Consider the following 20,613-nt stretch of genomic DNA (forward strand, 5'->3'; position numbering starts at 1 on the left):
CTCACTAGCGGAAAGATACTCCCGAAACACCACTAAGGAAACACAATGTATCTTTGCTGGCATCTCTATCCATTAGGTTTTATTGACGCAGAAATTCGCCCAGCTCAAAGTACGCGTCCCGCCCCTAATGATCCATCGAAAAACTTTTTTGAATACCTGGAGGGTTGGTTGGATTATGCGGCAAATATGCATATAAATACCATTCAGCTTGGTCCGATTTTTGCATCGAAAACCCATGGGTATGACACTATTGATCATTTTGAGATCGATCCACGTTTAGGCACCTTGGCGGATTTTGAACGGTTTATTCGGGCTGCGCGCTCGCGGGGACTGGGCGTCGTTTTGGATGGAGTGTTTAACCATGTGGCTGCTGAACATGAATTAGCGCGGCGTGGGTTGCTTTCCGGCTCGGTGTTTGAGGGGCACAAGGATTTGCTTGAGTTAGACCATACAAATTCAGAAGTATGCGAATACATTAGCGAAGTTTTGAGTTTTTGGTTGGATAAAGGGATATCTGGTTGGCGTCTAGACGCCGCCTATGCCATGGCCCCACAGACCTGGGCACGGGTGCTACCACCAGTGCGTGCAAACCACCCATCGGCGTGGTTTGTTGGCGAAATGATTCACGGTGATTACAACGCCTATGTATCTGAATCTGGCCTTGATGCTGTGACCCAATACGAGCTTTGGAAGGCCATCTGGAGTTCTATCCGTGACCGGAATTTCTTTGAATTGGATTGGTGCTTACAGCGCAATAATGACCTTGTATTTTCCCCAATGACTTTTGTGGGAAATCATGATGTTACTCGGATTGCTTCGCAAATTGGTGATGCGGGTGCGGCTTTGGCCTTATGTATTGTAGCCACTGTTTCCGGTAACCCAAGTATCTATTATGGCGATGAACAGGCTTTTCGCGGAGTAAAAGAAGAGCGTATCGGTGGGGATGATGCAGTGCGCCCAGTGTTCCCGCAATATCCGGAGGGCCTTGCAGCAGAAGGCTGGTGGATGTATGAACTGCATCAACATTGCTTAGAGTTTCGGGCGCAGCGTCCATGGTTGGAATTTGCGAAAACTCAACAAGTGCACCTGACCAATACTGAATATATTTACGAGGTCATTGGTCCCCAAGGGGAACGCCTTGAAGTGCGCTTGTATCTTGATACCGCCTCAGCGCAAGTTTTTGAACAAGGTGAGGAGGTTTTAAGTATCCATGCTCCGCAATAACAACTAGTTGCACGAATCAGTATTGTTATTGCGTTATCTCCAGCTTGGCAGCCACATGAGTTGGTCGTACCAGGCATTGGGGATTTGGAAGCCGTAGAGAATGGGGGAGAAGTAAATGAATTGGCCAACGATGAGTGCCGCATATGCGGCGGCGGCCCATTTGCCTTTGGGACCACTGCGGGCTGCGAGTCCCAATGCCCAGGCAAGTAACACGATAGTAAATGGTGCAAGGGCTACCGCATAGAAGAAGTACATTTGGCGGTCGTAGGCGAGTACCCATGGGACAAACCCTGCTAGAAAGGCGATGATTGGTATGCTCATGAGCCGTTCACGGTGAATAAAAAATCGCCAGGTTGCCCAGCACAATAGTGGCACAGTAAGCCACCAGATTGCGGGTGTGCCAAATAGATATATGGCGGTTCGACATTCGGTGTCGCCACAGGGGGTGTCGGTGGCGGATAGATAAAGCACGGGGCGGCTTGCCACCAGCCATGACCATGGTTTTGATTCCCATGGGTGGTTATTGCCACTGGATGTGGTGAGTGAGGCGTGGAATGTGAGTACAGATTGGTGGTAATGAATCCAACCGGCGAGTGCTTCAGGCAGCAACATAAGTGGCGAGTCTTCCGGTATGGTTCCGTCGCTGGCGGCATGTCGGTATACGCCGGTTTCGGAGGCAAACCAGGCGCGCCAACTCCATATATAAAGGGCGATTGGCAGTAAGACGATTGATGCAAATGCCGGGAAGGCATCGAATGTAAGAGTATTGGCTAGGCCTTTGCGTTGGTGTTGGCGCCGCAGCATCCAGTCAAGTGCCACGCATAGAACACCGAAAAAGGCCATGTAGTAGAGCCCGGACCACTTTACAGAGAGCGCACATCCAAGGCTTATGCCCATGGCGAACCGCCACCACCGCCACCCGAATTTGAATTTTTCAGTGGGGGTGTGGGGCTGCCATGCTTCGATGTGATGTTTCATTTGTTGGTGGTCACGGACCAAGCAATATGTTGCCGCAACAATAAAGAAGACTTGGAAAATATCCAGCATGCCGAATCGTGATGAAACCAGCAGCACACCATCACAGGTTGCAATAATCCCAGCAAGCAGCCCAATAGTGGAGGAATGTGTAAGGCGCTTTGCCAGTCCCATAATGAGCAGTACAGTAAGGGTGCCAAAAAGTGCTGTCATGACCCGCCAGCCAAGAGGGGTGTATCCGAAAATAAATTCCCCTATAGCAATAAGCTGTTTTGCCAGTGGTGGGTGGACAACCAGTCCGAAGCCAGGGTTTGATTCGATGCCGCCAGTAATTGGATCGGTGGCGGTTACTACCATGTCCCATGCTTGTGGCACATAGTGCTTTTCATCGAAAACAGGGGTATTGCTGCTGGTTGCTTGCCCAAGTCCGATAAAACGTGTGGCAAATGCGAGGACCCCTACAATCAGCGAGGCGAGAAGCTCGTTATATGCTTGCTTCCGCTTGCGGCGAGTTCGGGGTGCACTGCGGGCGCGGCGGGTGCGTTGCTGGCTGTCAATCACTCTGTTGATTGTAGGGTGTGGTGCATGAACACTCATCTTCAAACACACCTTGAGCCGCTTCCGCGGGGCATTATTATTGCCGCGACGCCCCTTGGAAATATTCACGATGCCTCGCCTCGCCTGCGTCAAGCTTTGGCGGAAGCGAACGTGATTGCGGCCGAGGATACGCGCCGAACGCGGAATTTGGCGTCGGCTTTGGGGGTGGAGATTACCGGCCGCGTTGTTTCAAATTTTGACCACAATGAACAATCACGCATCACGCAGCTTCTGGAGGCAGCAACCTCCGGGACCGTCGTTATTGTTACTGATGCTGGCATGCCCAGCGTTTCCGACCCCGGTTTTGCGCTTATCGACGCCGCGCACGCACAGGGCGTGCCAGTTACGTGCTTCCCGGGCCCATCCGCCGTACCCACGGCGCTTGCGCTTTCCGGGTTACCTGTAGGCCGGTTTTGCTTTGAGGGGTTTGCACCCCGTAAAGATGGGGCGCGCCGCGGATGGTTGGAATCATTACGCTCCGAACAACGAGCCGTCTGTTTTTTCGAATCCCCACATAGGCTGGTCGATACTCTTGAACAGGCAGTAGAAATCTTGGGGCCCAATCGCCGAGCGGCCATTGCCCGTGAGCTCACAAAAATGTTTGAAGAAGTTCGGCGAGGTTCGCTAGCAGAATTATTGGTATGGGCTCGTGATGGAGTAAAAGGCGAGATAACCGTTGTCCTTGAGGGGGCTACCGGACCTGTAGTGGATATTGAGTCTCTTCTTTTTGAAGTAGCTGATCGAGTGGCTGCAGGGGAACGCTTAAAGGCTGTGTGCTCGGAGTTAGCGGCGCGACACGGAGTGAGCAAGAAGGAGCTATATGACGCGTATGTAGCCGCTCGATACTAAATTGTTATAGTTTTGTGATCGTGTGATGCAAAAGGTGTAAATATACTGGCACCTTCTTGCGTTACGAATGGGTAACATCAACATGTTTTGGTGGCAGATATGAAGCGTGCAGCTTGAAATCTGCTGGTAGGGGCCTTCAAGCTGGAGGCATGACTACCTCTGAAACAACCCATGTAGACGGGAGCCAAGCAGGCGCCGGGCCTGCCGCGGCGTCGACAAGCGAAATGTCGGCGACGCAGCAGCTCGCCGCGATGCTTGATAATCCCGTCACCCATCTTCCTGAAGAGCCAGAAGTGGTGCTTGAGGGTGAATCCAGCGAAGCCGGCATAAATTGGCTGGTGGTAATACCCGCAATGGCTGTAGTAGCAGCTATTGTTGTTTGGGGTTTAAGCTGGCCAGAGGCGTTTTCGGAGTTTGCCTCGGGTGCGCTTGCCTTTATTGTGCAGAACTTTGGCTGGGCCTTTGTGCTGTTCGGCACCGTGTTCGTTTTTTACATTGTTGCAATCGCGGCCAGTAGATTCGGGCACATTAGATTAGGCAGAGACGACGAAGCCCCAGAATTTTCCACCTTCTCCTGGATCGCAATGATGTTCGCGGCCGGGATGGGTATTGGTTTGATGTTTTACGGCACCACGGAACCCCTCACGTTCTACCGCAATGGTGTGCCGGAGCACCAGCCCAATGAAGTTGGCATGGCATTTGCGTCTACACTCTTCCACTGGACGCTTCATCCATGGGCAATCTATGCAATCGTCGGACTTTCCATTGCTTACTCCACCTTCCGAATTGGCCGAAAGCAGCTTTTAAGCTCCGCGTTTATTCCACTCATTGGGCCCCGTGCGGCCGATGGGATCACCGGCCGCTTTATCGACGCCTTCGCCGTCATTGCAACCGTATTCGGTACTGCCGCTTCACTTGGCTTGGGTGCACTTCAAATCGGTGCTGGTCTTGATCGCACAGGCTTAGTGAGCAATCCCTCCATCCGCACACTGGTTGTGATTGTAGGCATCCTGACCTTGGCTTTTATCTTTTCCGCCATGTCCGGAGTAGGTCGAGGAATTCAATATATCTCCAACGCCAATATGGTGCTTGCTGCAGTCTTGGCCATCTTTGTATTTGTTATGGGGCCTACAGTTGCATTGCTCAATATGGTGCCCACAGCGGTTGGCAACTACCTCCAAAACTTCTTTGAAATGGCAGCCCGTACCGCCGACTCAGCAGACGGTACCGCAGGGCCATGGCTCGCTAGCTGGACCATTTTCTACTGGGCCTGGTGGATTTCCTGGAGCCCATTCGTAGGCATGTTCCTTGCCCGTATTTCCCGTGGACGCACAATCCGTGAATTCGTTGTAGGCGTTATGGTTGTACCCGCAGCTGTTTCAGTGGTTTGGTTTGCAATCTTTGGCGGTACTGCAATTCACCTCGAACAAGAAAATAAATCAATCTGGGGTGAAGGCGATGCTAAACGACAACTCTTTGACCTGCTCTATTCCCTCCCCGGAGGCTGGATCGCAGCCATCGTTGCAATGATTCTGCTCGCAACATTCTTTATCACCTCTGCAGACTCGGCAGCGACCGTTATGGGATCCATGAGCCAACACGGACGACTCGACGCCGACCGTTGGGTAGTAGCCGTCTGGGGTCTACTTACCGCAGCCATTGGCATTACCCTCCTTGTTTCTGGAGGAGGAGACTCACTAAGTAATCTCCAAAGCGTTACCATTATCGCAGCTAGCCCATTCCTACTTGTCATTATTGGTCTCATGGTTGCGTTAGCGCGCGGGCTCTCCGACGACCCGCTCTACCTCGACCACAAATCCCAACAAAAGTGGGCCATGAAACTCGCTCGCGAACGACGTATCCATGCTGAGCACGAAGCACGCCGCAAAGCCGCTGCAGCCCGAAAAGCACGCCTCCACAACCATCAACCCCGCAGGAAAAAACCAGGAGGGAAGGCAGCTGGGAAAGCAGCTCCAAAAACCGAAAGCCGGAATATCACCGAACACCCCACACCTAAAACAGTAGGAACCGGTGCTGGAGCCCAGAAGACAAAGTAACTGAGCTTGGAGGGCTTGAGCTTGAAGGGCTTGAGCTTGAAGGGTGCCTGTTGGCCGGAAGCACGTAGTGCCCTGAAAGTACTCCCCCTGGACTGATGCATGAGCATTAGTTTCAGGGGGTTTGAATTTGCCCGGTGGGAGATTGTTTTTGTTCGAGGTAGTCCGGGGTTGACGGTCTGGTGTCAGAGTGGGGGATGCTTTTGAAAGACGCCTCTGAAATGTGGTTACTCCAGCAGGTGATATAAAAAGGGCAACTTTTTCAAAAAGTTGCCCTTTTTGTATCATTGCCGTTTCTAAAACCCCAGGTCAGAAAAACCCAACTGGTACAAAATGGAAGGGTTTTTAAAAAACTTGCCCTTTTTGTATCATCTGCCCAAAACGATCCTGTTCTTCCTGGCCAGTTGGACTAAAAAGCAGTGCCAAAGCTACCAAGGGTTACGTATTCAACCTAGGCAATGTCTAAGTCATCGAGCCCCACAGCAAAAGCCCCACAGCAAAAGCCCCGTATCTCACTAGGGGGCAGTAGTGCTAACCAATAGGTATACAGTGAGGTTTCGTCGCTTCGCTTCGCGTATTTGCGTTTCTATAAATTAAGGTGGAATGCATGACAAAGTCTGTGCTCACTGCGGTTGCTTGGCCTTATGCCAATGGTCCTCGCCATATTGGTCATGTGGCGGGTTTTGGTGTTCCTTCTGATGTGTTTTCGCGTTTTCAGCGAATGTCAGGAGCTGATGTGCTAATGATTTCGGGCACGGATGAGCATGGAACTCCGTTGTTGGTGCAGGCGGAGAAGGAGGGAGTTTCGGTCCAGGAGTTGGCGGATCGGTATAACGCCCAAATTGTGGAGGATCTTGCGGGCCTTGGTCTTTCATATGATTTATTTACTCGCACTACTACACGCAACCATTATGCGGTGGTCCAGGAACTATTCCGTGGTTTGTATGCGAATGGTTATATGGTGAAAGAAACTACGCTTGGGGCGATTTCCCCTTCGACGGGCCGTACGTTGCCGGATCGGTATATTGAGGGCACTTGCCCAATTTGTGGTGCTGGTGGTGCTCGTGGGGATCAGTGTGACAATTGTGGTAATCAGCTTGATCCCTCAGATCTGATTAACCCGGTTTCTAAAATCAACGGCGAAACCCCACAGTTTGTGGAAACCGAGCATTTCCTTTTGGATTTGCCGGCACTTGCGGAGGCACTCGCTAACTGGTTGCAACAGCGTGAGGATTGGCGCCCGAATGTGCTGAAGTTTTCATTGAACTTGTTAAAGGATATTCGTCCCCGCGCAATGACCAGGGATATTGATTGGGGTGTGCCAATCCCAATCGATGGCTGGCAGGATAATAACGCCAAAAAGCTGTATGTCTGGTTTGATGCTGTTGTTGGCTATCTATCGGCTTCAATAGAGTGGGCATTCCGTAGCGGCAACCCGGAGGCCTGGCGGAAGTTTTGGTGTGACCCATCTGCCGATTCGTTTTATTTTATGGGCAAGGACAATATCACGTTCCATTCCCAGATTTGGCCCGCTGAGCTCTTAGGTTATCGCGGTTTAGGTTCCCGCGGTGGCAATCCGGGTGAGTTCGGGGATTTGCAGTTGCCTACAGAGGTTGTATCTTCAGAGTATCTCACTATGTCTGGTTCGAAGTTTTCTTCGTCTAAGGGTGTGGTGATTTATGTAAAGGATTTCTTGCGTGAGTTTGGCCCGGATCCATTGCGGTATTTTATTGCTGTTGCCGGCCCGGAGAATAGTGATACGGATTTTACGTGGGAAGAGTTTGTTCGCCGGGTAAATAATGAGCTGGCTAATGGTTGGGGCAATTTGGTGAACCGCACGGTTTCTATGGCATTTAAGAATTTTGGTGAGGTGCCGCAACCGGGTGTGTTTACGGATTCGGATCGTCGTATTTTGGATTTGGCGGAGCAGGCATTTGGTGTGGTAGGTGAGGCACTATCGCATTCCAGGTTTAAGGCAGGCATTTCGCATATTATGCATGTGGTTGGGGAGGTCAATGCGTATATTGCGGAGCAGGAGCCATGGAAACTTGCCAAGGATGAGGCGCAGCGTGACCGGTTGGCTACAGTGTTGTGGACTGCGTTGCAGGTGGTTAGTGATTGCAATACGTTGCTTACTCCGTATTTGCCGTTTACTGCGCAAAAGGTTCATGAAACACTTGGGCGTGCTGGTGATTGGTCGGGGTTCCCGGAGATTCGGCAGGTTGTTGATGATATGCCGGTATCGCCAGTTGGTGTTGGCGTTCCGGCGGAGGGGCGCGCATATCCGGTAATTACTGGGGATTATGCGCAGGCGCAGGCAATTTGGCAGCGTATCGACGTCGCGCCCGGCACTGTGCTTGCAAAGCCTAAGCCGCTTATTGCCAAACTGCCTTCGGAGCTTGGTGAAACTGGTCCGGAGTGGGCTCCGGTTCAGTAGGATGTTTTAGAATTCTGGTGCGAGTTTCGCTTCGAGTCCACGGATAATAAATTCGACTTTACGTTCGAGGTATCCGCGTTCAATCCAAGCTTCATTTGGTGGGAAGTGGGTGGCGCCGCCGGTTTCTTTAGCGGCGGCGTCGAAGATTTGTTTGGCCTGTTCGAATCCTGTGATGCCGTGCTCGGTGGAGGCGCGGAATGTTGTGACTTGGATATGGGTCATAAGGGTAATATCCCCGAGGAAATCGAGTGTAAAGTCGATTACATTTGTGTTTCCGGGGAAGCCTGCCTTTGTCAGTGATTTGCCAAAATCTTCGAAGTATTGTTGAACATGGATATGGGCGCCAGGGGTATCAACGATTGCTTTTGTGGTGCCGGGGTGTCGTTCGGCAAAGGACCAAAGTTCGTCGACATAGAAGCGGAGTTGATCTTGCCATGATTGTGTCTCTGGTGGGAGCTGGAGTTCTTTCGCTGCGTGTCTAAGGCACAGGTGTACGAGTTCCTCCCGGGTTGAGACGACTCTATAAAGGGAGGGCGTGGACACCTTAAGCGCTCGCGCGACGTCGGAAAGCGTAAAGGTGTCCAAGCCGAGGCTAAGAGCTGTAGTGATCACATCTTCGATGTGGAAACGTGGTTTCGGCCCGGTTTTGCGCCCTACGGTGGTCATGGATGTGATCTTACTTTGCTGTGAGGCTCCAACCAGTGGCGGCGAGCCTACGGTTCCAGAAATTCCGGTAAGGACCGTTGGCTTCATAGAGTTCCTCATGGGCGCCTTGTTCGACAATGTGTCCGTTATCGTCCAGGACGATAATTTTATCGGCCGTGCGAACAGTATCGAGCTTGTGTGCGATTACAAGGAATGTTGATTGTGCACGGAGTCGCTCCATTGCGGCAAGAATATTGCGTTCGTTTTCTGCGTCGAGCGCTGATGTCGCCTCATCAAAGAGTACGATTGGCGCGTTTTTTAGCAAGGCTCGAGCCACGGATACGCGTTGACGTTCGCCGCCAGATAGGGAACGACCGCCCTCGCCGACTTTGGTATCCCAACCATTAGGTAAATGCTCTGCGATCTTATCGACGCCCGCGAGTGTTGCGGCCTCAAGAAGTTCAGCGTCGGTGGCATTTGGGTTGCCAACGCGAATATTTGCGGCCAAGGTGTCGTCGAACAGGTATACGTCCTGAAAGACCATGGATAACCTGGACATTAGTGCCTCGGTCCCAAGTTGCCGAATATCTATTCCATCAACGCTTACCGTTCCGTGTTCCACATCCCAGAATCGGCTTACAAGGCGAGCGATTGTGGTTTTACCTGAGCCTGAAGGTCCCACAATTGCCGTGACTTGGTGGGGTTCAGCTGAAAATGAAATATTCCGCAAAACAGGCTTTTCTGGATGGTAGCCAAAAGTAACGTCTGAGAATTCGATGCGGCCACTACCATCGCCTTCGAGTGGCTGTTTGGGTTCGGGGAGGGTCGGGGCGTCGGTAATCTCCGACATTTCCTCCAGAGGAGGCCGGGCACTATCAACGCCGATTATAAGTTGTCCAAACTCATTTAGATTTTGTGTAAAGCGTAGCGTGAGACCGATAAAAACAATTGTTTCAATAGCACTGAATGAGCCGTCAAGAGCTGCGAATGAAATTACGGTAATAATGGACACTACGAAGAACTGAACCACAATTCCATTGAGCATTAGTGGGATCATGGAAAGCCAAAGTTCTTTTAGCATGGCCTGCCCGTTTATTTTTAACGCATTTTCTAATGGTTGGAAATGCTTTGCTCGGCCAGCAGCTCGAATCGCCGGTTGGCAGGTGGCAAACTCCACTATGCGGTGAGAAAGTTCCTGTTCAGAGGGAACCACGGCATCGGCGAAGCGGCGTTTTAAACTTTGGGCAAATAACATGATTATTGCCGCGAATGGCGCGAGAATTGTAAGAGTTAGTCCGAGACGAGGGTCCCAAATCCACGAACCAATCAAAATAACCACAAGTGTGGCCAGATTGCTAAATAGCAAGTTGATCATATGCGCCAGTGCTTGACCAGAGCTCATAAGCCCATGGGTAACTAGTCGAGATAATTCACCTGTTCGCTCGCTGCGGAACCAGCCTAGAGGCAGCGTAGCCAGGGAGACGCCAATTTTATTGTGGCAATCTTTCATAAAGTTCAATGCAGAAGAATAACTATGCCGAGCCGCAAAGTAGCGGAATACTCCGCCAAGTAGCGCGAGTGCGGCAAGCGTTATTAACCATCCTGGAATGGATAAACCAAACTGAGGTTCGTTTGTGACTAAACATGCAGCGATTGGAATAAGCGTAAGCATTCCTAGGCCGTCAAAAGTCCCAGATAAAAACGCATTGGCTGCTGATTTACGTTGATGCATTACCCCCTCTGAATCCATAAACCGTTGACATTTACGGAGCAGGAAAGGATCTTCAAGTACTGAGCGGATCATGAGTGCACCTCCATAAGGTTATGAATGGCTTCAGCGGTAACTTCAACGCCTTGTAGAAAATCGGTGATTCGGCCATCACGCAAAAGAACTACTTGGTCAGCTCCAATAATGGTTTCTGGTTTATGTCCAATAACAAGAACTGTTCGTCCCTGCACCAGACGGTTGAGGGCGGCTTGAATTTCAGCCTCACAATCAGGATCCGTGGCTGCGGTGGCCTCGTCGAGGATTAATATTGGGGTATCGGCAAGCAATGCCCTAGCAATGGCAATGCGTTGTTTCTGCCCGCCGGAAAGTTCGGCATCATCGCCAACAATCGTTTCCCAACCTTTGGGCAGCGCCTCGATATCCTGCAAGATTTGGGCATTGAGAGCTGCTTCAAGGATTTGTTCATCAGTAGCATCGGGTGCGGCAAGGGTGATATTGTCCCGAATACTAATCTCTGGCAATTGTGGGTTTTGCAGTACAAAAGACACAAGGTTGTACAGCTTTTCAGTGGGCAGATCCTGAATATTCACGCCACCAATAGTGATCGAACCAGTTTTTGGATCTTGGAATCGGGCGAGCATTGTAGCCAACGTGGATTTGCCAGAGCCAGAAGGGCCAATGAGTGCAGTGATGCTCCCTGGTGGCAAGGTGAGGTGAATATCTTTGAGTACTTGATGATCACCATATGCAAATGAAACACCATTAAATTCGATAGTAGTTTCAGGAACTTCAATGTCCAGATCAGTGTTTGGTAGTTCTGGGCCATCGATAAACTCAACAATGCGGAGTGCAGAATTTCCAGCAAGCTGATATGACCAGGTCGTAGTGCCAATAATAAGAATGGTTGCGGGTAGTACCAATGAAATAAGGGTGGTTGTCATAATATCCACAGGGGAGATATACCCAGCATGTACAAGCGCAGCGCCACCAGCGATATTGACAAGTACCAGAATTGGAACGCTAATTGTTGCTTCAGAAAGGGCAGACATCCGCAGCAGAGGGGATACCCAGGCTAGATAGAACTTATGGAACTGCGATGTGGCGTTTTGATATCGTTGGTGGGATTCACCAACAGTATTAAACGCCTTAACAACTTCAATGCCGTCTGCAAATTCAACTGCAGTTGATGATACTTCGCCGAGGTAGTTGTCCATTTCTGCGGTTTTTACACCCATATCTTTCATGGAATACAACTGCACAAGTAGGTAAAGAGGCAAGGTACCAATAGCGAGTAGTCCAAGGCGCCAATCAATGTATATTGCATAACACAGCAGCGAAATAGGAACCACAACCGCAACGGTTATTTCTACCGGAGCGTGTGCGACTAATTGGTGCAGCGTCCGTGTGTCATCTTGTACAGCTTTCCGAACTCGCCCGGATGTTGTGTCACTAAACCAGGACAATGGGGCGCGAGCAACTCGATCAATAATCTGCTGGCGCAGATTTCGAACAAGAATATTATCTGCAAAGTGGGTAATGGCAAGGGCGATAAATAGTAGTGTGAGTTGCCCGATAAATGTAGCAATCAGCCACCAGATCAAATCTTGTACCGCTGCCTTGTCGGGGGCCACTCCAGCATTCTGGGCGTCGAGTAGCAGTCTGCCAAGTTCAACCAAGGCAACATATGGTGCAATAGCTAATGCTGCAGAGCACAATGCAACAAATCTGCCGATCATAAGTTGAGTTCGCACTGGTCGCAGTAGGCGTTTTAAGGCAATATCGCCATCTTTGCGTTTTTGTTTTGATTCAGCAACCACTTGGTCTAAGTTTTTATCATTCATGAGTGCATGTCCTCCTTTGGTTGAAGAATGTGCAAATAGTCGGCGCACGCTTGAACGAGCTCGGCATCATGAGTAATCACAATGATCACTGCGCCAGCATCAGCCAACGATCGGAATTGCTTGGAAATTGCTTCTAAGTGTTCGATTCCCACACCTGACGTGGGTTCATCAAATACATAAACGCGTTTTCGATGAGCCATTGCAGTGGCAATTACCAGGCGCTGTCGCTGTCCTCCCGAAAGTGAATGAGGATGGCGATCCGCCAGGGATGCTAGATCCATGTCCGCTAAGAGGGATTCGGTATCTACATGGTGGCGAATTCCCAAAGTTACTTCTGATGCAACAGTTTCTGCGAATAATTGACGCCCGACATCTTGCATCACAATATAGCTTTCGGCGACGCGTTGTTTTGCGGAAAGAACCGTACCATCAAGTGTGATTTGTGCTCCTGTGTTTCGGTCCGGTTGGGCTAGCCCGCACAAAATTCTTCCGAAAGTAGTTTTCCCAACACCGTTTGGGCCCATAAGTGCGCAAATTTTTCCTGCCGGGAAGTACAAGTGTTCAATATTTAGTACACGCGTTTCATTCACCGTGTATTGGAGATTTGATATTTCCAATCCTTCGGATCCACTTGGTTCGGCATGTGTTGGCAGTCTAGGGATACTACCAAGCTTCGGTGTTTTTAGCTCCCGAAGACCCAAACTGTGGCGAGTTTTTGTGTCTAATTGGAAAAATTCATTGCCCGTAAAAGTTTGAGCAATACGACCATCCCGGATATACAGCACTTGATCTACCATGTTCCGGAATGGGTGCAGCCTATGTTCTGCCAGCACAATGGTATGTCCGGTTTTTTTGAGTTTTGCGATGGTGCCTCGAAGCATTTCGATCCCATCATCTGAGAGATTTGATGTGGGCTCGTCAAAAAGCATGACATCGGTATTGGGCATAAGTGCGGTAGCGTAGGCAACTTGTTGAAGTTGACCTCCGGATAGTCCGTGAAGCTTGCGGTGTAGCAACGAACTAATATTTGTTTCTTCGGAAACGGTATCGATGTGCTGCTGGATTTCTTCGCCAGGAATTCCGAGATTCTCTAGGCCGAAAGCAAGTTCGGTAATTACGGTATCGGTAAAGAATTGTGTCCGCGGGTTTTGAAAAACAGTGGCGCAATGTTTACTAGATGTGTGCAATGGGTGTTCACTTGGAGTAAATCCATTGATTTCAAGCGAACCTTGAAGTTTGCCTTCGTGAAAATGCGGCGCTAAGCCATTCAATAATTTAATAACGGTACTTTTGCCGGAACCAGATGGCCCAGCCAATAGTGTTATGGTGCCAGGGGCACATGTAAACGAGAGATTTTCGACGCCGCGATGGGTAAGGTTTTGCAGCACCCCGGCGGTGTATTCGAAGGAAAGGTCGTTTGCGTGAATCATGGGAGCACTCCAAATGTTAGGAGTGTTAGTGCGATCAATATCAGTAATAAGAAGATATCGAGAGGTCCGAATTTGAGTGGTGTGATACTTGTTGGTTTAATGTCGCTACCTAAACCACGTACTAATGCTGCAGCTGCAAGTTCATCACCAGCTCGTACGACTGTGGAAATTAAGGGGACGATTACAAGTTCCCCATGTTGAAGCGGGTGAGTTAGCGTGCCGATAAATCCTGGTTGAAGCCCACGGAGTAGCATTGCTTCCCGAATTGCTTGTGCTTCCTGCGCAATTATTGGAAACATTCGCATTACAACTGCAATGGGGATTACAAGCCATTGTGGGGTATGGATTGACCGTAAAGCAGCGATGAGTTTTCCTGATTGAATAATCATGACGGTATACACACCTATACCGATGCTTACGGTAAATCTGGTAAACCAAAAAAACATAAAGCCAAGGGTTCCGGTAATACCGCCGAAGTTTTTAAGCACTAGAAAAGCGCCCAGAAATAGTGCGAAAATTAAACCAAAGATAATTGCTGCTTTTATCCTTTTAATGAATGTGAAGAGTGCAAAGGTGATTACGGCGATGGTAATGATTACGGGGAGCGGGCCATAACTTAATGCCAGGCAATTAAACCCGATCAGCGTAATCAATGCTGTTCGTGGATCGGGGCTCATGCCAGCCCTGCGCGAGTAAAGTGTTTACGGCTTACTCGAACGCCAAGCAGGCCACCGAAATATCCCAAAAGAACCACTGCAATTGCCCAAACGCCAATAACCCATGGTTGGAATAAAGCGCGCATAGCGGAGGTGTATTCGTCACCCATTGTGGTGCTTATTTCGGCAAAGTAGGCATCAGCATTCATCACAATTGGGAGCAATGGGATAATCATGATTAAGCAAACAAACGCGTATGCAATTGGGATTCGGGAAGCTAATTTCGTGCGGTCAGCACAAAGAAATAGATCGGCAATGAATCCGAATGCTGCACCCGCGAGAATGGTAAGCGCAAAATGCCCGGTAATAGTAAAAAGGATGCCGATAATTGTGTACAGCAGTGCCAGTGCGCCGATCTTTGGGGTACGAATGATATACAGCGTAATGATTATGCCGCCGAGCATTATGCCAATAAACCAGCCTACAAACATAAAAGCAGGTCCAGCAAAACCAATCATGCCGCAGGCAAATGTGACAATAAAATACAGAGCGGAAAAAATACCGACATTAATAAAGTCGCGCGGTGTGAGTTTCATACCGATCCTCGCAATCAATAGCAATGTAAAAGCAAGGCAAGCCTAACACTTAAAGCCTATAATTATTAGGAACGGGGGTGGCCCTAATTGAAATGGCTGGCAATAAGGGGGTGATTCACTGGTTGCTGCCGAAGGTATTGCCCCCAATAACACGCCAATGTAAATATGGCCCCACCAGTACATTGCTGCTGATATGCTACTTTTATGTTAAGCCTGGTCAAAGACTTGAAACGCCCTAAATTTAAGAATCGAAAGTTCGTGTATTTTTGTATTGCTGCCACACTTGTATGTAGTGGGCAAGGGGCGGCATATGCCCAAGAAAACACGGATAAGATTATTCCGGCAACCGAACAAGGTTTCCGTCTTAATTCGGAAGAATTTTCGCGGCTTTATGGTCCAGGTGTATTTACTCATACGATCCTTGGCAATACTGTCACAGGGATTATTGAAGACAATACGCGAGTAGTGTCAAACCGCTTTCGGGCTCTCCACAGTGGAAATTTGGAAGCAGTACGGCTCTACTGGCCAACGGGTACAAACTATTCCAAAGGTACGGGTGGCAAAATTAAAATCAGTATATTCCCAGATGATGGATCATCTGCGCATGTACCGAATTTGCAGGCCGAACCGCTTGCGGTGACATACTTTGAACCACACCTCGTTAATGGCAAACCACAAGCGCGTGGTCCGATAATGCCCAAACTGGTATTTGAAACTATGGAGCAGCCGCTTGTAGCTGGAGAGCTTTATCATATTTTCGCTGAAAATATTGATGCCAATCCTGCGGAAAATTTCATAAGCACGGATCATTCGCTGACGCATCGTGATAACGGCAAACCTGCTCGCTGGTTGGATACTACAGACTGGGCGACGGTTATTGGCTACCGTAAAGCTAGCGAAACTGGGATGTCATATACCTGGAAGGATGTAACAAAGGAAGGTTCTGGGGATAATCTCTTTTCACCGATAATGGAACTCACATTCGCCGATGGCCACGTGCAAGGCGTGTTCGATATGGAATCAGGCAGTGTGGTGCCGGATCGAATGAGTACAATTACCGCAACTCATGCGGTGCGAGAGCGATTCGCGCCGTCGACAAGCAAACATGCCACCGGTTTTTCTGTTGCTGCAGCGGCTTCGAAACCTGGGGAACTTGCGTGGAGTATTCGCCGCAACGACGAAATTTTGGCTGAAGGTACTATCGAACAGCCGGAGGCAAATTTCAGGACCGATGCTACGGCGAAAAACGATATTGGTTCTTACACTTGGTACGATATTCCACTTTCCGAAACAGTTACCCTCAATGCCGGTGAAACCTATGATCTGGAATTTCGTGCAGTGGGAGACAGTGAATGGTATATCGGTGACCATAGCAACGGTTCAGCCTATGATGTGGCTTGGCCAGCGGCATTTACAGAATCTCAAGCGCAACACATTCATAATGGTGAATGGATCAATGTAAATCACTGGGATCATACAAAGCCGGGCAGGGGCACAAACTGGCCGGTGGTGCTGCACTTAGCAAAATAACAACCAAATACTTGGTTGTATGAGAGGCGGCGATTAGGAATCGAAACCTACTTTAAAAAGCCCCATGAGTTTTAAGAGTAGACTGTCTTTTCCCCGTCGATCAGATCGGGCCACTGCACGGCGAATCGTATGAATAAGCGGATAGGCGATAGGCTCTGGGGGAATTGGTATGGGCAATCGCTGTGTCATTGTTAATTCGGTACGTTGTGTGGTGGAGCCTTCCAAAAGGTCCAACATAACGGAGGCGCCGAACCTGGTCGCACCTACACCTAAACCTGTATAGCCAGCGCTATAGGCAATATTGCCGCTTCGGGTTTTGCCGTGAAACGCCATGAGCTGGGTGGACATATCGATCGCCCCGCCCCATGCATGAGTAAATCGAATACCTTGAAGTGCTGGGAATGTGGTGAAGAAATGATCAGCAAGTAGAAGAAAGGTTTCGTGCCGTTGGTCTTGGGAAGGTTGTACTTTGCGGCCCCAGTGGTATACGGCGTCCCAACCGCCAAATAGGATGCGGTTATCGCTTGTTTTGCGGTAATAATGAAATTCTCGGCCAGAATCCGTAATCCCATTTCGGCGGGTCCAATCAATGGCTTGGAGTTGCTCTTGGGTTAATGGTTCTGTCATAAGGGCATAGTCATAGATAGGCACCGTAAAAAGCCGTAACCTACGCAATAGTGATGGGAAAACATTTGTTGCCAATGCAACCCGTTGTGCCGTGACTGTGCCTTCTGGGGTGTGTGCCGTTATTGGTTTGCTCGTGCGCGTCAATTGTGCCAGCCAGGAAGAGTTTGAAAGCTCAGTAACCTCCGTATTTTCAAAAATTTGTACGCCTAGATCCTCGGCTGCTTGAGCAAGGCCCCATGCTAGTTTTGCGGGATGTACATAGGCGTATCCCTTATGGTGTGTTACCCCAGCACGGTACACGGGTGATGCGCCATAGCCGTGTGGTTTTGTCATATCCAGCACATGTGCGTCTGCGGATTGATCTGCGGATGCACGGAGTTCATGTTCTTGATGGGGTTCTGTTGCCACTACCATAATTCCGCCGGTTTCCCATTCCGCATCAATATTATAGCGTTCAATTGTTGCCGCTATTTCGGCGAAATTTTGATCTGCTAGTTTGTGTATTATTGGCAATTCATCTGGGTAGTGGAGTTCGCCATTCTCATCTCCATGGGTCAAACTAGATTCACAAAAACCACCATTGCGGCCACTCGCCGCCCATGCTATTCGTTGTTGTTCAAGCAGAATAATATTCCATTCTGGGTGCCGTTCTTTTGCAATAAGTGCGGTCCATAGCCCGCAGAAGCCACCACCGATAATAAGGAGGTCTGCCATAAGGTCGTGTTGCAATGCTGGTCTCGGTTCGGGCCGATCAGGAGTGTCCAGCCAGAAGGGCGTGGAACTTGCTTGAGCAAGTGATTCATTGAGCATTGCCTGGTCATGGCGTATTGAATGGCCGTAAGTAGGGGTCGGCATGGGTTATTCTCCTTTAGTGTTGTGTTTATCATGGCAATGTGGGGATCATTGCGTCAATACTGAAATATTTTTTAATAAGAAATAAGAATTTGCCTTTAGTGAATCCTGGAAACCTATATACATTCTAAAATTTTGGCAGTCCGCAATATTTTTATGGCATAAGCCTAGCCAAGTGTTCAAGGTCTTCTATAGGGTGGGCGAAAAGGAGCGGACCAATGAATATACAAAATCCCAAAAATATTATTCCGACACATACGCAACTTTATATCCAGGGGGAATATTGTGATGCTACCGATGGGCTCACCACCAATGTTGTAAGCCCAGTCACCGGGGAAGTGATCGCTGCAGTAGCGCAACCGGGAATGCCGGATCTTCATCGCGCGATTGAAAGTGCCCGTAGTGCGCAACGCGCTTGGCGCGATATTGGTGTATGGCAACGGGCGGAGATTTTGCATAGGATTGGCGACTCGATTTCGCAGCGCCGTGATGAGCTTTCCTATCTTCTTACATTGGAGCAAGGGAAACCAATTACGGAGTCCTATGCGGATATTGATGAAACCGCTCAATTGTTCCATTTGCATGCGGAGGATGCGGTGCGTCTGCATGGGGAAACGTTGCCGTCAAATGATCCAAAGAAGCGCATGTGGACCTTCCACCAAGCCGTTGGTACATGGGCAATTATTATTCCGTGGAATTTCCCAGTACTAATGTTTTCGGAATTTGCTGCACCAGGGTTAGCTACGGGGAATGCATTGGTAGTGAAGCCCCCTACGCATACCGCTCTCACATTGCTCGCTATGGTTGATGTGCTTGCGCAGGCGGGACTTCCGCCAGGGTTAGTCAATATTCTTCCTGGTGATGGTGAGTTTGGTAGCAAGTTGGTGTCCCATCCGGGAATTGATGCAATTGGTTTTATTGGTTCTTCGGCTACCGCCGAGCAAATCATTCGGACTGCTGGCCTAAAACGCTCGGTTATTGAGGCGTCCGGCAATGGCCCAGTGGTCGTTCTCGACGACGCAGACCTCGACGCTGCTGCAAAGGCTGCGGTGCAAGGGGCTTACTATAATGCTGGCCAGGTCTGCTGTGCGACTGGTCGGGTATTGGTACATCGGGCGGTCCATAAAGATTTTGTGGCTGCAATAAAAAAGGCGTCCCAAGAAGCGATATTAGGTGATCCGTTCGATACCGCAACTACATTGGGCCCGATGAATAATCAACGGACCGCGAATAAGGTTGATGCGCATCTTTATGAGGCTCGTGAACGTGGGTTTGATTTTATTGTTGGTGGTGGGCGGAGCACATATTTCCCAACTGATCTCTATTACGAGTTCACCGTAGTGGATAATGTTGCGGAAGATAGCTTGCTCAGTACGGATGAAACTTTTGGCCCAGTGGTGCCGATTATCGTTGGCCAAGATGATGACGATCTTTTACGGCTCGCAAACCAAGACGCACTCGGCTTACAGGGTGCGGTATTTACTAAGGATATGGCGCGTGCATATCGATTTGTAGAGAATATCCGTACGGGCCAAGTAATCGTAAATGATTCCAATGGATTTTGGGATATTAATATGCCGTTCGGTGGCGTTGGAGGCACTCGCACAGGGTGGGGACGTATTGGTGGTAAACATACCCTCCTTGATATGACTGACCTGCGGACGGGCGTGATTCACCTGGGGTGACCTACACTGTGCGGTTATGGGTAAAAAGAAGTCACGGCCATCTCCTGTTCCTGCACCGCGCTTGCCCGGCATTGTCGATGCGCACACACATTTGGCATCTTGCGGGGCGCGAACTCCCGATGAAGTAGAAGCTATTGTCGAACGCGCGGTGGCCGCGGGCGTCGAAAAGCTCTGCACTGTAGGTGATGGGCTTGCTGAGGCTGAACTCGCCTTAGCGGCCGCCCAGTCAAATGAACGCGTGTTTGCTGCGTGCGCGATTCATCCAACTCGGGCCAATGAGCTTGATGACGCCGCGCGCGCCCGCCTTACAGCAATGGCTGCGGACCCAGCATGCGTGGCAATTGGTGAGACTGGGCTTGATACATACTGGATCGGTAAATCAGATACTTGTGCACCACTGGATGTGCAAGAAGAGGCACTGCGCTGGCATATTGACCTGGCGGTGGCTAGCGGGAAAGCCCTGATGATTCATAATCGGGAGGCAGATAATGAGCTCTTGCGGGTACTTGCGGATGCACCGACTCCTCGTACCACAATCTTGCACTGTTTTTCTTCGCCGCTGGCAGTAGCGGAGGAAGCGATAGCACGTGGATATATTTTGTCCTTTGCAGGCAATGTAACATTCCGGCGTAATGAAGAGTTGCGTGAAATTGCTCGAAAAACGCCTGCTGGTCAGCTATTAATTGAAACAGATGCGCCTTATATGACGCCTGAACCATTTCGGGGTGGGCGCAATGAACCAGCCATTGTGGGGCACACTGCCTATTGTTTAGCTGAGATTCGCGGCCAGCAGCCCACGGAATTTGCCGAAGAACTTATGCAAACTTTTGATAAAGTTTATGGTATTGTTAATCCTGTCTAAGGTTTTGAGTGGGTGGGGCGCCCA

General features: G+C 49.7%; 15 protein-coding genes. 7 read left to right on the forward strand and 8 right to left on the reverse strand.

Features of this window, described 5'->3' with window-relative positions; translation table 11 throughout:
- Positions 1-45 precede the first annotated feature (45 nt).
- Positions 46-1,224: an alpha-amylase family glycosyl hydrolase gene (locus CFREI_RS03930; RefSeq protein WP_035112321.1), complete on the forward strand. Its 1,179-nt coding sequence runs from the start codon at positions 46-48 to the stop codon at positions 1,222-1,224.
- 33 nt (positions 1,225-1,257) lie between these two features.
- On the opposite strand, the gene CFREI_RS03935 is transcribed toward CFREI_RS03930, so the two are convergent.
- Complete coding sequence (locus tag CFREI_RS03935) at positions 1,258-2,796, reverse strand: dolichyl-phosphate-mannose--protein mannosyltransferase (RefSeq protein ID WP_084170806.1); 1,539 nt, start codon at positions 2,794-2,796, stop codon at positions 1,258-1,260.
- Here CFREI_RS03935 and rsmI point away from each other — a divergent pair.
- The 3 genes from rsmI to metG all read left to right on the forward strand — a co-directional run bounded on the left by rsmI (position 2,785) and on the right by metG (position 8,136).
- Positions 2,785-3,645, forward strand: a complete 861-nt coding sequence (gene rsmI, locus CFREI_RS03940; protein WP_027013170.1) for a 16S rRNA (cytidine(1402)-2'-O)-methyltransferase — start codon at positions 2,785-2,787, stop codon at positions 3,643-3,645. The two genes, CFREI_RS03935 and rsmI, sit on opposite strands and share 12 nt — an antisense overlap.
- Positions 3,646-3,794: 149 nt before the next feature.
- On the forward strand, positions 3,795-5,702 hold the full coding sequence (locus tag CFREI_RS03945) for a BCCT family transporter (protein WP_084170807.1): 1,908 nt from the start codon (positions 3,795-3,797) through the stop codon (positions 5,700-5,702).
- A gap of 604 nt (positions 5,703-6,306) precedes the next feature.
- Positions 6,307-8,136, forward strand: coding sequence for a methionine--tRNA ligase (gene metG / locus CFREI_RS03950; protein WP_027013171.1), 1,830 nt, complete (start codon positions 6,307-6,309; stop codon positions 8,134-8,136).
- Between the two features lie 6 nt (positions 8,137-8,142).
- Here the strand turns inward: metG and CFREI_RS03955 are convergent, their stop codons facing one another.
- Genes CFREI_RS03955 through CFREI_RS03980 form a run of 6 tightly spaced genes read right to left on the reverse strand, consistent with a single transcriptional unit; the run spans position 8,143 to position 15,033 of the window.
- Positions 8,143-8,889, reverse strand: a complete 747-nt coding sequence (locus CFREI_RS03955; RefSeq protein WP_169719165.1) for a TetR/AcrR family transcriptional regulator — start codon at positions 8,887-8,889, stop codon at positions 8,143-8,145.
- Positions 8,813-10,585 (reverse strand): ABC transporter ATP-binding protein, encoded by a 1,773-nt coding sequence (locus tag CFREI_RS03960; protein ID WP_084170808.1) that lies wholly within the window; start codon positions 10,583-10,585, stop codon positions 8,813-8,815. The genes CFREI_RS03955 and CFREI_RS03960 overlap by 77 nt, the downstream gene beginning before the upstream one ends.
- Positions 10,582-12,351 (reverse strand): ABC transporter ATP-binding protein, encoded by a 1,770-nt coding sequence (locus tag CFREI_RS03965; RefSeq protein WP_051256039.1) that lies wholly within the window; start codon positions 12,349-12,351, stop codon positions 10,582-10,584. The genes CFREI_RS03960 and CFREI_RS03965 overlap by 4 nt, the downstream gene beginning before the upstream one ends.
- The gene (locus CFREI_RS03970; RefSeq protein WP_084170809.1) at positions 12,348-13,781 is read right to left on the reverse strand and encodes an ABC transporter ATP-binding protein; all 1,434 of its coding nucleotides are present in this window, start codon (positions 13,779-13,781) and stop codon (positions 12,348-12,350) included. The genes CFREI_RS03965 and CFREI_RS03970 overlap by 4 nt, the downstream gene beginning before the upstream one ends.
- Positions 13,778-14,458: an energy-coupling factor transporter transmembrane component T gene (locus CFREI_RS03975; RefSeq protein ID WP_027013174.1), complete on the reverse strand. Its 681-nt coding sequence runs from the start codon at positions 14,456-14,458 to the stop codon at positions 13,778-13,780. Before CFREI_RS03975 ends, CFREI_RS03970 begins: the two co-directional genes overlap by 4 nt.
- Positions 14,455-15,033 (reverse strand): MptD family putative ECF transporter S component, encoded by a 579-nt coding sequence (locus CFREI_RS03980; protein ID WP_051256040.1) that lies wholly within the window; start codon positions 15,031-15,033, stop codon positions 14,455-14,457. The genes CFREI_RS03975 and CFREI_RS03980 overlap by 4 nt, the downstream gene beginning before the upstream one ends.
- Positions 15,034-15,237: 204 nt before the next feature.
- Here CFREI_RS03980 and CFREI_RS03985 point away from each other — a divergent pair, with 204 nt between their 5' ends.
- A complete protein-coding gene (locus tag CFREI_RS03985) occupies positions 15,238-16,563 on the forward strand; it encodes a hypothetical protein (protein WP_156907791.1) in 1,326 nt (441 codons plus the stop codon).
- 33 nt (positions 16,564-16,596) lie between these two features.
- Here CFREI_RS03985 and CFREI_RS03990 read toward each other — a convergent pair whose 3' ends face one another.
- Positions 16,597-18,045 carry an NAD(P)/FAD-dependent oxidoreductase gene (locus CFREI_RS03990; protein ID WP_035112322.1) on the reverse strand — a complete coding sequence of 483 codons (1,449 nt, stop codon included), beginning with the start codon at positions 18,043-18,045 and terminating at the stop codon, positions 16,597-16,599.
- Positions 18,046-18,260: 215 nt separating this feature from the next.
- On the opposite strand from CFREI_RS03990, the gene CFREI_RS03995 reads away from it, so the two are divergent.
- A complete protein-coding gene (locus tag CFREI_RS03995; RefSeq protein ID WP_051256041.1) occupies positions 18,261-19,727 on the forward strand; it encodes an aldehyde dehydrogenase family protein in 1,467 nt (488 codons plus the stop codon).
- A gap of 16 nt (positions 19,728-19,743) precedes the next feature.
- Entirely contained in the window at positions 19,744-20,589 is an 846-nt protein-coding gene (locus tag CFREI_RS04000) for a TatD family hydrolase (RefSeq protein WP_027013179.1), read from the forward strand.
- The last annotated feature ends 24 nt before the right edge of the window (positions 20,590-20,613 follow it).

Origin of the sequence: Corynebacterium freiburgense (assembly GCF_030408815.1) — a bacterium.
GTDB lineage: Bacteria > Actinomycetota > Actinomycetes > Mycobacteriales > Mycobacteriaceae > Corynebacterium > Corynebacterium freiburgense.